At 53.7% G+C, this 246-nt stretch carries 2 rRNA genes; both read right to left on the bottom strand.

The window, feature by feature from the left end:
• Window positions 1-63, bottom strand: a 5S ribosomal RNA gene (rrf, locus tag VSR71_RS35500); the annotation flags it as partial.
• Window positions 64-176: 113 nt separating this feature from the next.
• Window positions 177-246, bottom strand: a 23S ribosomal RNA gene (locus VSR71_RS35260); the annotation flags it as partial.

Raw genomic sequence — 246 nt, 5'->3', positions numbered from 1 at the left:
GAGTCGTTTCACGGACCTGTTCGGGATGGGAAGGGGTGGTTCCAACTCGCTATGGTCACCAGGCATGAGGGGTTGTGACGCTGGGGTTGAGGCCAACGTCACGAATCGGGATGTAGTGGTGGTTGTGTGTATCGTGGCACAAGGCGACGATCAACCAGGTGAAACACACTGGTTATAGGATCAAGCCTTACGGGCAATTAGTACTGGTTAGCTTAACGCATTACTGCGCTTCCACACCCAGCCTAT

This window comes from Cupriavidus oxalaticus (genome assembly GCF_038900635.1).
Classification (GTDB): domain Bacteria; phylum Pseudomonadota; class Gammaproteobacteria; order Burkholderiales; family Burkholderiaceae; genus Cupriavidus; species Cupriavidus oxalaticus_B.
Note: the sequence above shows the minus strand (reverse complement) of the source record. Positions and strands in the feature narration are given on the sequence as shown.